Source organism: Stieleria neptunia (assembly GCF_007754155.1).
GTDB lineage: Bacteria > Planctomycetota > Planctomycetia > Pirellulales > Pirellulaceae > Stieleria > Stieleria neptunia.
This window is the reverse complement of sequence record NZ_CP037423.1, coordinates 7,393,099-7,406,310: the sequence shown is the minus strand read 5'-3', so window position 1 is coordinate 7,406,310 and position 13,212 is coordinate 7,393,099. Positions and strand designations below refer to the sequence as shown.

The 13,212-nt window shown below is 59.7% G+C and carries 12 protein-coding genes; 4 read left to right on the top strand and 8 right to left on the bottom strand.

The features are described 5' to 3' along the window. Window positions 1-63 precede the first annotated feature (63 nt). Window positions 64-1,512 carry a F0F1 ATP synthase subunit beta gene (gene atpD / locus Enr13x_RS25725; protein WP_145389659.1) on the top strand — a complete coding sequence of 483 codons (1,449 nt, stop codon included), beginning with the start codon at window positions 64-66 and terminating at the stop codon, window positions 1,510-1,512. 3 nt (window positions 1,513-1,515) lie between these two features. Next, window positions 1,516-1,902 carry a F0F1 ATP synthase subunit epsilon gene (locus tag Enr13x_RS25720; protein ID WP_145389658.1) on the top strand — a complete coding sequence of 129 codons (387 nt, stop codon included), beginning with the start codon at window positions 1,516-1,518 and terminating at the stop codon, window positions 1,900-1,902. 140 nt (window positions 1,903-2,042) lie between these two features. Here the strand turns inward: Enr13x_RS25720 and Enr13x_RS25715 are convergent, their stop codons facing one another. From Enr13x_RS25715 to Enr13x_RS25700, 4 genes are all read right to left on the bottom strand, one after another. Beyond that, complete coding sequence (locus Enr13x_RS25715; protein WP_145389657.1) at window positions 2,043-3,233, bottom strand: tetratricopeptide repeat protein; 1,191 nt, start codon at window positions 3,231-3,233, stop codon at window positions 2,043-2,045. 28 nt (window positions 3,234-3,261) lie between these two features. Further along, window positions 3,262-3,861, bottom strand: a complete 600-nt coding sequence (locus Enr13x_RS25710; protein WP_145389656.1) for a DUF456 family protein — start codon at window positions 3,859-3,861, stop codon at window positions 3,262-3,264. A 46-nt stretch (window positions 3,862-3,907) separates the two neighbouring features. Continuing rightward, on the bottom strand, window positions 3,908-5,551 hold the full coding sequence (locus tag Enr13x_RS25705; RefSeq protein WP_145389655.1) for a hypothetical protein: 1,644 nt from the start codon (window positions 5,549-5,551) through the stop codon (window positions 3,908-3,910). Window positions 5,552-5,760: 209 nt separating this feature from the next. Further along, entirely contained in the window at window positions 5,761-7,170 is a 1,410-nt protein-coding gene (locus tag Enr13x_RS25700; protein ID WP_145389654.1) for a polysaccharide biosynthesis protein, read from the bottom strand. Between the two features lie 259 nt (window positions 7,171-7,429). On the opposite strand from Enr13x_RS25700, the gene Enr13x_RS25695 reads away from it, so the two are divergent. Further along, complete coding sequence (locus Enr13x_RS25695) at window positions 7,430-7,918, top strand: hypothetical protein (RefSeq protein WP_145389653.1); 489 nt, start codon at window positions 7,430-7,432, stop codon at window positions 7,916-7,918. A gap of 58 nt (window positions 7,919-7,976) precedes the next feature. Continuing rightward, on the top strand, window positions 7,977-9,221 hold the full coding sequence (locus tag Enr13x_RS25690) for a M20 family metallopeptidase (RefSeq protein WP_145389652.1): 1,245 nt from the start codon (window positions 7,977-7,979) through the stop codon (window positions 9,219-9,221). 19 nt (window positions 9,222-9,240) lie between these two features. On the opposite strand, the gene Enr13x_RS25685 is transcribed toward Enr13x_RS25690, so the two are convergent. The 4 genes from Enr13x_RS25685 to Enr13x_RS25670 all read right to left on the bottom strand — a co-directional run bounded on the left by Enr13x_RS25685 (window position 9,241) and on the right by Enr13x_RS25670 (window position 12,923). After that, complete coding sequence (locus Enr13x_RS25685; protein WP_145389651.1) at window positions 9,241-10,185, bottom strand: CHAD domain-containing protein; 945 nt, start codon at window positions 10,183-10,185, stop codon at window positions 9,241-9,243. Window positions 10,186-10,315: 130 nt separating this feature from the next. Continuing rightward, entirely contained in the window at window positions 10,316-10,903 is a 588-nt protein-coding gene (locus Enr13x_RS25680) for a hypothetical protein (RefSeq protein WP_145389650.1), read from the bottom strand. 238 nt (window positions 10,904-11,141) lie between these two features. Then, entirely contained in the window at window positions 11,142-11,861 is a 720-nt protein-coding gene (locus tag Enr13x_RS25675; RefSeq protein ID WP_145389649.1) for a hypothetical protein, read from the bottom strand. A 363-nt stretch (window positions 11,862-12,224) separates the two neighbouring features. After that, complete coding sequence (locus Enr13x_RS25670) at window positions 12,225-12,923, bottom strand: AraC family transcriptional regulator (RefSeq protein WP_231743785.1); 699 nt, start codon at window positions 12,921-12,923, stop codon at window positions 12,225-12,227. Window positions 12,924-13,212: the final 289 nt, after the last annotated feature.

The following is a 13,212-nucleotide window of genomic DNA, read 5'->3' as shown; positions in this document are numbered from 1 at the left end:
CTCTGGTGACCGGTCGCACCAGGCGGCCCGCCCCACAACACGTTTTTAGCGAAGAAGAATAGCATGTCCACCGCAACCGAAACTCGCGTCGTCGGCAAAGTCACGCAGGTCATCGGGTCGACGTTCGACGCCGAATTCCCCGAAGGCCAAATGCCGGAGATCTACAACGCTCTGGAAGTCAAGAGTGAGCACAAAGGGGTCTCGATCGACCTGGTTGGCGAAGTCCAGCAACACCTCGGCGGCGGACGCGTCCGCGCGATCGCGCTGGGCAGCACCGACGGCATGATGCGGGGCATGGACGTCGTCGACACCGGCAAACCGGTTTCGGTCCCCGTCGGCAAAGAAACACTCGGCCGCGTCTTCAACGTGCTCGGCGAGCCGATCGACAAACGCGGTGATGTCCAGGCCGAAGATTACTGGCCGATTCACCGTCAGGCACCGCCGGTCAATGAACTGTCCACGAACACCGAATTGTTCGAAACCGGGATCAAGGTCGTCGACCTGTTGACCCCCTTCGTCCGCGGCGGTAAAGCCGGTCTGTTCGGTGGTGCCGGGCTGGGCAAGACCGTGATTTTGACCGAGTTGATCGCCCGGATCGCCAGCAGCCACGGCGGTTATTCGGTCTTCGCCGGTGTCGGTGAACGGACCCGCGAAGGCACCGACCTGTGGTTGGAAATGCAAGAGACCGAAATCGGTCAGACCGGACGCAAGGTCATCGAGCAGACCTGCATGGTGTTCGGCCAGATGAACGAGCCGCCAGGATCCCGTCTTCGCGTCGCCCTGTCGGCGTTGACGATGGCGGAATTCTTCCGCGACACGACCGGAGCCGACACGCTGCTGTTCGTCGACAACATCTTCCGTTTCTCCCAAGCCGGTTCGGAAGTCTCCGCACTGCTCGGACGGATGCCTTCGGCGGTCGGTTACCAACCGACGCTGGCCACCGAAATGGGTGCCTTGCAAGAACGGATCACGTCGACCAAGAAGGGTGCGATCACGTCGGTCCAAGCGGTCTACGTTCCCGCGGATGACCCGACCGACCCCGCCCCGGCAACCGCGTTCGGCCAGTTGGACGCGTTCATCTATCTGGAACGATCGATTTCGGAAAAAGGGATTTATCCCGCGATCGACCCGTTGGCGTCGAACTCACGAATTCTGGATCCGCAATACGTCGGTGATCGCCACTACGCAATCGCACGTCGTGTTCAAACCACGCTGCAACGCTATCGCGAACTTCAAGACATCATCGCGATTTTGGGCGTCGACGAATTGAACGAAGACGACAAGACCATCGTGCACCGTGCACGCCGAATCGAACGATTCCTGTCCCAACCCTTCCTGGTCGCCGAAGTCTTTACCGGAAAGGCCGGTGAGATCACTCCGCTGGAAGACACGATCCGCAGCTTCGAAGAAATCTGTGACGGCAAGTGGGATCACCTGCCCGAACAAGCCTTCATGTACGTCGGGTCGATCGAACAGGCCGAGGCGCAAGCCAAGAAGATGGAGAAGAAATAAGCCATGGCGATACGCTGCATCGTAGTCACGCCCGAACGCACCGAATTGGACTGCGAAGCCGATTCGGTGACGCTGCCCATGTACGACGGATTCCTCGGCGTCCTGCCCGGACGAGCCCCGATGATCGGTCGGTTGGGTTTCGGCACGCTCCATCTGGCCACCGCGGCAGGTCCGCAGCGGTATTTCGTCGACGGCGGCTTCGCCCAAGTCGAAGGCAACGTCGTCAGCGTGCTGACGGCACGCTCGATCTCGGTCGATCTGTTGGACGTCGGAGAAGCCGAGGAGGCGCTCGAAGTCGCTCAAGAGATGCCGGCTTCGACCCCCGAATTGGCGCAACTGAAGGACACCGCCGTCCGACGCGCCCGCGGGCAACTTCGCTCGGCACGCTAGTGCTGTGTCCAGGATGAGAAGTGGGGTAAGCTTCCAGCTTGCCGTCTCGTTTCACTCGTGAAACGCAAGCTGGAAGCTTACGCCACTTTCTTGACGACCCGAAAACTTAGACCGGTAGGGCATGCTGTGCATGCCTGCTGTCACGCACAGCGTGACCGACGCGCTACCGCGACGATCCCGGCGACGTCCTGACCGCGCTCTTGTCGAAGCGTGCATTCGTCCAGCACCTCGATCTGCCAACCCGTTTCGGCGATCACGCTGCGAACATAGCTCGGCGAATGAAGGTACCGATGGTTCCGCGACACAACCACGTCATCGGAATCGCTGCATTCAATCGTGAATGCGAATCGGCCACCGCGGCCGATTCGGCTGTGCGCCGCAGAGAAGACCGGTTGCAAATCGCCCAGGTAAATCAAGACGTCGGCGGCGATGATCAGGTCATACTCGGCTGGCCGCGACAAGAATTCAAGCACATCGGCGCAATGCAGCGCGTCATAGAGGTTCTTGTCCTTGGCCTTGTCCAACATCCGCGGTGACAAATCGACGCCGATCAACTGTCCTGCCATCGGCCGGAACGGTTGGCCGCAAAGTCCGGTGCCACACCCCAGATCCAAGACCCGCAAGTCGCTCCGCGATTCAAACCGGTCGACCGCGCGATGCAGCAGTTCAGGCCCCGAATAGCGTAAGGTTCCCAAGTGCGATTCGAACGTTTCTGCGTAGCGATCAAACGTTTGGGTGACCATCGAAGAAGGGGCCACCGCCGGCGGATCTTTCCCTGTCAGTGACGACAGATTGAAGCGGTTTTCGAGATTGTCCGGATCGCGTTTGACGAGGATTTTACGTGCCGTGATGGCGTCATCGAGATCCCCATGCCGTTCTGCCGTCTCGGCGAATTCCAACAGTATCTCGCTGTGATCGATGCCGGCCACGATCAGCTCACGATAGCACTCCAAGGCCCGAGCCAGTTGTCCCGATCGGCCGGCGACGGCAGCCAAACCGCGGAGGGCGTCGAAGTACTTGGGACGCAACGCGATGGCACGTTCAAACGCGGCGATCGATTCATCCAGGTCTCCGGCGTGGGCACCGATCACGCCGAGCAAATAAAATGCTCGGTCGAACGAAGGATCAAGCGACGTCGCTTGCTGGCAACAGCGGCGCGCTTCCTCCAGCTCGCCGCTGCCCAGATGGGCTTCGGCCAAGGCCCGAAACGCCGCGGCCGATTGGGGCGTCGAGCGGACGACCTGCTGCAAGATCGGAATCGCCTCGGAACGTCTGCCCGTCGACAACAGATCGAGAGCCGTTTGGAGCAATGCGTCGGTGGTTTCAGGCATGGCGACTTGGATGAACGGGCGACGTGGATTAAAGGAGGACGGCGGCAACGACAAGGATGACGATCAACAGTCCCGCCACCACTTTTCCAAGCGTGCCGAAGGTTCGTCCCCAGAAGGTGGAATGCCCGACCGACCAGTTTTCTTTCCAGGATCGGCCGTCGGACCACTCGCCGTACATCGCCCCGGCGGCGGCGCCGATTCCGCCGAACAGAATCGCCGCGATGACGGATCCGACGACCGGTACGGGGACACCCACGACCGCGCCGATGATCGCGCCGGCCATCGATCCGATGATCGAATACAGCGTCGATTTGCGACTCGCCCCGGCCCGCTTGGCGCCGGCCGCACCGGCAAAAAACTCAAACAGCTCACCGACCAATGCGATCGCAAATCCGGCCAACACCGGGCCGTAACCGATCGCCAAACGGCCGGTCGCCGGTCCCAACCAGGCGTACAGCGCGATCAGCAACACACCGATCCAATTCCCCGGCAGCGCGATCAGGTTCGTGAGCCATGCGACCGAGCAACCAACGACCAGCGCGATCGCCAACAGGACGACGCCGGTCGTTTCCAGCCACGGCGTCCATCCGTCGGCGGTTTCAGCAAAGATCAGCGCGGCGGCGTTCATCGATCCTGATGCGGAATTAAGCCGTGCAGACGTTTGAACCGTGCCACTAAATTTCGTCGATAAAGACGTAACCCGGTTTCATCGTCAGGTACCACTGACGCCACTTGCGTTGCGCCTGGCGGATCTCCGCGTTCGTCGGCTTGTCGGGCATCCCGAAGCCTTCGAACTTTCGGCTGATGAAGCGTAATCCGTCACGGGCATAGGCGCGGACGGCATGATCGGGATCGCTCAAGGCATAAATCAGTGCCGGAACGACGCGCAGGTCATCGCTGGTGCCGAGCAACCTTGCGGACACCCGCCGTGCCTGCCAGGACCTGCTGCCGCGGACGAGGCGTTCCAGGCGGTCCAGCTGTGCGGATCGTTCGACCGGATTGGTGGGCAAGACGGCACGGTCGGCGAGCGCTTTTCCATCCAGATCATCGGCTCCATCGCTTTCGAGCAACTCCAGCATTTGAGTGACCGACTGGGCCGGCGCCTTGGTGATCACCTGCCCGCCGACCAGTTCCGCATTGCTGACATCATCGCCGAATTGGTAGCCGCCGATGGCCGATGCGCTGGCCCCGGTTCCCAGGGCTTTTTGGGTACTGCGAATCAGGAACAGGATGGCAAACGCGGTGCTCAACGGCGGTGAGGTGTGAGCCTTGATCTCCCAGCCCCCCGACTCGGCCGATTGCATTTTGATCAATTCGCCGACGATCCGGTTGTACCACGCAGGGCTTTTGTTGGCGGGAAGTCCTTTGGCGATTTCGACAAAGCTCTCGTAGCGTTCGGTGGTGTAAGCGGTGTAGAAGTACCAGTAGAGGTTGCCACTGAACTTCTCCGGGTTTTGTTGCCGCCACCGCTCCATGTATTCGCAGGGGCCGAGCAGCCGTTGGGGCGGCACTTTCACCGTCTTTCGTCGCTCGACGTTGACATCTTCTTTGTAGATCTTGACCGCTTTGGGCAAGCCGACGATTCCCGGTTCGTCATCGACCACCGTATCGCCCCAAACCCGCAACGCATCACCGCCGATCAGCAAGCTGGCTGCCCCGGCCAACGCCATCGACATGCCGGTTTTCTCCTGTCGCGCCAAACCACCGTTGACCGGGACTTTACCGTGATAGGGCCACGGACCATTGATGTCCTGAACGGCGATCAGCCAGTCCAACGCGGCCTTGACACGGTTGTAATCGAGTTTAAATCCATGTCGATCAAGGGTCCAAATCGCGAGGATCGCGTACTGAGTCTGCGAAACGTCTCCCTCCCGATCCTCCGGATACCCGTACCCGCCGTGTGGCTTTTGGTTCTCGTCATAGAAACGCTTGAACATGGCAAGTTCGTTGCGATACCGCGTGGCGCTGATTTCGCACAACAACATCACCGATACGGCGCATTCGTAATGCGATTTATGTTCGGCCTTGCGGGTCGTCTCTTCGGCAAACTTCTTGGCCTCCTTGATCCCCCGTTGCACCAAGGCGTTGGATTCGTCGTGTTCGACCTTGAAGTGGGCGTACGCGCAGATAACGATTTCGCCCGGGTTGTTCGAGGGGTTCTGTTCCAGGAACTTGATCCCGCGATCGACCATTTGCACGATCTTGGGGTCGTCCGGCGTGTAGGCCTGCAGATCGGGGGCGGCGATCAACCCGCCGCAAACGACCGCGAAAGCCGCGAGCAACCGAACAGGTTTGCCAGGGCGGACGAAATGCGTCATCTGGAATCTTCCGTTGGGGTCCAAAACTGCTAAAACACCGCCCGTTCGGACGGTTCTTCTCGGGGGCGTTTGGGGAGGGCACCGCAAACGCGAACCCACACAAAGCTAACCCACCTGTGAAAGGCGATCAATCCAATCCGTTTCGAACAGGAAACTCGCCGATCAGGCCCGATCACAAAAACGAGTCGAACCGGTCGCACCGCTTGATTCTAACCCAATCCCCCGGAATTCTCCATCTGAGAACCGTTCTCGTCGGATCGACTTGCCCCCTTTTCGATCTGCCGGAAATGTTGATCGTACCAGCGACACATCAGCGACAGGGCGATCGCGGAACCGCCGAATGTCAGCGTCATCGACGCTGCGATCCATTCCACACGGCCGGAAAGGGCTGAAAAATAGGCCAGGGCCGCCAGCGTCAAACCGCTCGGCAGACTGACCCGCCAGATGGGGTCAAATTTCTGTGCCCGAATGAACATCGAAAAGCACTGCGTCAGATGCATCGGGATCACCGCCACGGCGAAACAAGCACACGCGGTGATCGACAAAAATCGACTGACGATCTGCTCGGTCGGCGGCCACTGCAATGCGTTCAACAGCACTAGTGAGACACAGAAACTCGTGACCAACGCGACCAACAACACGGTCGATCCGATCGTCACGCGTTTGAAGGCAAGGTTTGATTCGACCCGGCGCCGCTCAGCGATCAGCCGACCGAACTCCGGTGAACGCGTTCTGACATACACATAGGCGACCATCATCAGGTTGCTGATCACCTGCCACGTCATCCCATAGCGGCCCGCGATTTCCGGGCCGTGCGCATCAAACAGTACCGGCAGTATCGGCAGAAAGGCCAGGTAGCGGACGATCGACTGAACTCCGATCCGCCATTGCAACGGCCAGATCTCATGTCGCCAATCAAAGTGATTCCGCGGGGTGCGAGAGAGCTGTAAAAAGAACACGCGGTAGCGCCATCCGACCAACACGAGCTCCCAGGCCAACTGCGTCGCGATGGACGCCGCGGCGGTCCAGAGGCCGGCTCCCGTGACAAGGCAGATCCAGACGACGAAACTGCCCAACACCGTCTGTCCAAGCCGATACCGATTGACCGTTCGGACTTGATCACAGCCTTCCAAAATGGCGATCAGCGGGGCCAAGGAAAATGCCATCCCCGAAAGCACCATTGCCACGGCCAACGGCGCGAACGCGGTTTGAAAAACATCTTGACGCCCCAGCAAAATGGCCCCCGCGGCGACACCGACGAGAACCAGGGTCACCGACGCCACCAGGAACCACACCGTCGCAAATCGAACCATTCCCGACAACCGTCCCCGCGCCCTCCGCGGAGCATGAAGGTAACCGCGTCGATCAAATCGTGCCTTGGCCGTCTCATGACTGGCCGCGTGAAGCAGCGTGTTGATCAGCCCCGCGTCGGCAAGGGATTGAAGTCCCGTCAGCGTCAAGATCAGGTAGTAAACGCCTTGTTCGTCCGGTTGAAAGCACAAGGCGATCAAGACCGTTGTCACCACGCCGGACGGGATCTGCCACATCCGCGCCGCCATCGCGTACGAAACCGCGCGATCGACGCCGAAATGCCGCAGGAAATCTCGGAGGAACGACATGCCGGCGGCCAACGGTAGCGAGCGGAAAAAGGGGGGGCACCCTCCATCGAAGAGTTGACAAAGCACTACGTCTGAAGTGCGCGATGAGTTCACCCCCGGACACCGCAGCCCGTCTCCCCCCTGTCGAATGATGCGGTCATGTCGGACAAGCGAGTGTTCCGTCTCGATCGGGCCAGCCGGAAGCTGACCCGCCCCACAGACGGTACAATGTTGGCATTCATGTCGTGCGGCACCCTTCACACGTTCGGGAGACAGGACCATGTTGTTTCTAATTCGAGCCACCTCGGCCATCGTGTTGCTGTGGGCGGTCGCCGGTTGCGGTGGCGATCCAACCGTCGTGACCACCGAAGACGGAGAGGAGGTCACGGTATCGCAGTCGGGGGACGGGGTGGACGTCACGATCGCGAACGACTCGGGCGGCCAAACCCGAATCCAAGCCTCCTCCTCCGGGCTCAGTCTGCCCGACGAGTGGCCCGACGACTTGGAAACGCTGCCGGGGATCAAGGTGATGACGACCGCCACCACCCCGCAAGGCCTGATGGTTTCCCTCGAGTCGCCCAAGTCCAGCAGCGAAACGATCGCCTTTCATGAACAAAAACTGCGCGATGCCGGCTGGGAGATCCAAATGAACATGAAACAACCCAACGGAGGCATGTTGAACGCGACGAAAGGCGAGCGAAGCGTCAACGTCGTGGTCTCCACCAGCGACGAAACGACCGCCATCAACATCGTCTTGGGATCAAAGTAACTGTGGCGCAAGCTTCCAGCTTGCGTCTCGGCTTTCAGAAAACCAGGGACACCGAATCGTGAACAAAGCAACCGCAGGAAAGATCTTCAGCTGGTTGGCGACACATCAGGATTCGATGGTCAAACTGACCCGCGAAACCGCGCTGATCGAATCGCCCTCGGCCGACCCGGCGACCCAAGGCCCCGTGTTCGATCGATTCGAGGCCGAATTGAATTCCATCGGGTTCCGCTGCCGGCGTTATCCGGGCAAGACCTCCGGTGGGCAGTTGCTGGCGATGCCGGGTGACCCGAGTTCGCACACCCACCGACAGTTGCTGCTGGGACATTGCGACACCGTTTGGCCGGTCGGCACGCTGGCCAAAATGCCGGTCGAGTCACGTGATGGGCGACTGCACGGGCCCGGCGTGTACGACATGAAAGCGGGGCTCGTCCAAGCGGTGTTTGCCATCCGTGCATTGCGTGAACTGGGGATGAGTCCGTCGGTCACGCCGGTGTTGTTGATCAATTCGGACGAAGAAATCGGCAGCGGTGAATCAGCCTGGCGGATCAAAAAGCTGGCCCGGTGTGTCGATCGGGCGATGGTGATGGAGCCATCGCTGGGGCCGGAAGGGCGGCTGAAGACGGCGCGCAAGGGCGTCGGCCGGTTCGTGATCACGATCAGCGGCAAAGCAGCCCATGCCGGCTTGGATCCCGACAAGGGAATCAGCGCGATCCTGGAACTGTCCCACGTCGTCCAGGCACTGCATGCACTCAACGATCCCGAAGCCGGCACGACGGTCAACGTGGGGATGATCGATGGCGGTGTTCGCCCCAACGTGGTTGCCGCCGAAAGCCGTGCGGAAGTCGATGTTCGAGTCCGCACCGAAGCGATCGCGCGGCGGGTGGAACAGGCGATCTATGCGATCGAGCCCACCGTGGCCGGAACGCAGATCAAGGTCAGCGGAAAAATCGATCGCCCACCGCTGGAGCCGACGCCACGCAATCGAACGCTTTGGCATCGCGCCCAGGAAGCCGCCGATGCGTTGGGGTTTGAAGTACGTGAAGACGCCGCGGGCGGAGGTTCCGACGGCAATTACACCAGTCTGCACACCGCGACCTTGGACGGTTTGGGCGCGGTCGGTGATGGAGCCCATGCGCTGATCGAACATGTGATCGAAGACAAGATGCCCGAACGCGCGGCGCTGTTGGCGTGTTTGCTGATCGGGGCGCCGGTCTCCGATCGCGACAGCCCGCCCGACCCCAACGCCTGGGCCGAATCCGTGGCGCCCACGTGTGAGGATTCCACCAACGCAGAAGTGACTTGAACGGACCGACGACTTTGAATCACCCGGCATCCTGCAAAATTCGTTCAACCGAACGCTCGAGCTGGCCGGAAAAGCTCGGTGTCCACCAATCTCGAAACCTCTGCTCCGCCTGTTCCATCATTCGCCCTTCCTTTCGAGCAAGCGTTTTCAATTGTCTCGCACGACTTGACTTGGTTTCCCTTCGCGCCAATCGTTTCATCCGTTCACGGGCAATCGAATGGTCGTGCAACTCGCCCAACAGCTCTTGGACGTTGCAAACGACCGGATAGATCTGGGTGCGAATCTCCGCGGGCAAGACGTCACCGAGTAACTCGACGGTGTATCGGAATCGCTTCGCCTGGATGCGAAATCGATGCAGTTCGTCGATGCGGTCCAGATCGCGTTTGGCGTGCTTGAAGAAACACTGCGAACGACGAGCAAGCTGCATCGTTGCGAATTCTGCCAAGTCCATTGGGGACTCACAGGAGATCGCCGCGAGCAGCTTCTTCACGCGTCTGGCCAAGCGATCGTGGTCGATCAGCTCGCGATTCAGCTTCGCAATCGATTTCCGAGCCTGGTGCCGCAACGGCGTCAAGCGTCGGACCAGCCGTTGGTGTTTTCGTGAACCCGAATCGCGATAGCGCAGGGCGAGCACATCCAGATCCCGTGCCACACCGGCAACCCGACGAATGCGCTTCATCCGGCGACCCATCCGACGCGCCTGTTTGTCGCTCAGCACGTCTTTGTACAGTTGCAACGCTGCGATGACCCGTCGCGTGCTGACGCGCAACTGATGCACGTGCTCGATCGATGCATCCGACCGCGAACTCGCCCGGGGCAGATGGTACAGCACCGCCGCCAGCCGGCTGGTGAGGGTCAGTCGAGCGGCGGTGGCGACGCAGCCTTCGGCGTTTTCCAGGCGGACCCATTTGCCCGAATCCTTCGGGGGCACTGCTGGTTTGGATGGGTCGCGTTGGGAAGACATGGAGACGAGGAAAACCGCATTCTAGGATTCAGCTGGGCGTCACATCGTGAGGCCCTATTGTACTCCATCGCAATTGTACTCCATCGCATCGCGCCCCTTTCCGGCAGCACGAAAGGATCGGCGGCCGGGGTCACTGGAGATCCGTAAATCGCTTTCGAATCCTGTCCAGCTCGTGGCGGTACCCCTCCGCGTCACCGAATCGACAAAACAGACACTGCCGCGTGTGGCAGCCTTTCACCCGCCGGGCATGTTTGATCGGGCACCAGTATTGCTCGGTTCTGGAAGCGATTTCGCGCGCGTAGGCCAGTACACCGTTGGCGTAACCGCAGTACACGCAGTTCAGTTTTTCGATCGCATTGAGATAAGCCAACTGGTGCCGATCGATGACCACGTACTCGTGTCGGCAGACCGCCGGGATCCGGTAGACGGGAAAGCAAACCCACTGGTAGACCGTCACGAACAAATCGAGCATCGAAACGGGGATCAACAGCGCGTAGATCACCGGCGCAGTGAGCACCGTCATCACCGTCGAATCGAGCATGTAACGCCAAAGGGATTTTGCAAAGACGCGATGACGACGTCGGAGATCCGCGTCGAAGACCACATTTTGATGTTGGCGTTCGTCGGTGGGTTCGCCCGACGAACCGTGGATCTTGTCCGCCACGCTGCGTTCGAGTGCTTGAATTTCCACGATTAGCTTTTCAAGAGGGTGACTCATCCGCGTCGGACTGCTGATTGAAAGAGGGCGTTGATGGAAGGACGCGGAGTCTGCAAGACGATGTGCTCCCAGGCGGAGCCTTACGCCGCTAACACCTCCTAAAACACAGGAGAGAAATCGTTCACTGCGTCAGGCGGAGCCCGTGAACAAGTCAAAAGACCAAAAGCGCGCCCGAGGGCGCGCTCTCGTCTTGGTCACCGATGGGGACGTGCGAAGACGCACGTTCGGTGGTTTCCATTCAATCCATCATCGCCATTTTCGCGAATTGGATTCGCTCGTATTCTTCGTCGGGCGATTGCAGCAACGCTTGAACGGATGGATCGATCAAGCTTTCCAGCCACTGTCCCGGTGGAATGTCATGGGAACGTTCGGCGAAGCAGTCAAAGGCGTTGAGGAAGACTTCTTCGATGATGTCCGAGACTTGAAAGGGGTGCTCCAGCCGCGAGCCGATTTCGGGGTAGCGTTCGACCCAATGGCTGATCCGCGACGCCAACGAGGACTCGAAAACATCCATTTCATGGCGAAAGTGTTGGTAATCGTCATCGCGGACGGCTTGGACGATGGCTTCGACATTGATTTCTCCCAGGGGGGCGACATCATGTCGGGTGCCCGCGGCGAGTTTCTCGGCCTCCTCGCCGACCCGCATCTGACGTTTGTAGGCGCGAACCTTTTTGGTCAGTTTTCGGATACAGCTTTCGAATGCCGGATGCACCTTGCGGTGGCGTTCGCCGGTGAACAGCATTTTCCCGGAGAGCCCTAAACTGGTTTTGACGTGGTAGTCACGCGCTTTTTGATGGTAGACGACCGTGATGTGCAGATCTGACACAGGGAAGTCCGCCACCAGGTTGCGCAACGTGTGGAGATCGAGTTCCATGTCTTCGATCTCGTCGGCCGACAATTCGCAGCCTTTGGTGTCCAGTTCAATTCTTAAGTTGTAGCTCTCGTCGGAAAACGTCATTGTTTAGCTCCTCTGCAACATTTTGATGCGATCTTGTACCGGCCAAGCGTCTCTGAGTTGCACGCCTGATCCGACACGTCGCGCGACAGCAACGCCTGCTGTCCGTGATCGCACTCAGTCGAGCAAAGCCTGTGCCGCGTTGGGCGAAACCGCACGCTTTGTGAGCTTTTCTGAATCAGGCGATTCCGATCGTGATGGCGGTATCGCGATCGCACGGACGGACCAGTCGTCGAGTCCCCTCGCCAGAGAGGCCGTGCAGTTTTCTCACGCTGCACAAGTCTTGGCTCCTTCCGCCACGATCAAACCCGTCACCTATAAAATCGACTCTCCTACCAGGAGCGTGACTTTCAAAGCGGCTCGACGTCACTCGCTGCTGGATTTTACGAACTGGCGGCGGTAGGCGGCGGGCGTGATGCCGGTGACTTCACGGAACCGTTTGGTCAGATGACTTTGGTCGGTGTATCCGACGTCCACCGCGATCTCCGCAAGCGTTCTGGAGGAAGTCGTGAGAAGATCGCGTGCCGCCTGAACTCGGATGCTGCGCAAGTATTGCATCGGGGTCATCCGCAGCAATTGCCGAAAGCGTCGATTGAAGTGCGTCGAGGAGAGCCCCGTCAAACTGGCCATCTCCGCCATCGAGATCGGTTCGTTGTAGTGCCGTTCGATGTGCCGTGCCGCGGGCAACAATTCCTGTAGATGCCGCGTCAATTCCTGTTGATGCTCGATCCGGTACATCGCCCCGGCGATGCCGATGACTTCATCGTGAGCATTGAACAACGGGGTTTTCGTCGACACGTACCAGCGCGGGGTCTGGCGGCGATGCAGCACCAACCAGACCTGTCCGGGCAGCGGCTGGCGACTCGACATCACACGTCGATCCTCTTCGATGTAGGCCTTGGCCAGCAGCGGCGGATGCAGGTCGTGGTCGGTCTTACCGATCGCCTCGGACTCGTCGGCCAGCCCATGGTTGTCCAAGAACTGTTGGTTCACCTTGACAAAACGGCTGTCGACGTCCTTGGCGTAAAAATATGTCTGCGGCAGTGCGTCAAACAGTGCAATCAACGACTCCGCGAGAGGTTGTTTCCGAAAAAACTGTTCTTGGAATGGGGGTTCTTCGCGGATTTTAGTGGCTGCTCTCGGATACACGGGGAAGGTTTTTTGAGGGATGACTGCGATGTCCGATGGTTCTGTTCGGTCTGATGGCGAAGCCAGCTGTAGCGGAGACGGGCTCTGCGGAGGAGCAACCCGCCTAGGAATCACCTGGTCTGCGATGCGGCGAAGGTGCTTCGTGCCCTCCACCGGCCCGCGCGTCGCCGGAGGGGCGTTTGAACCGAGCGGTTGTCGTCCAACA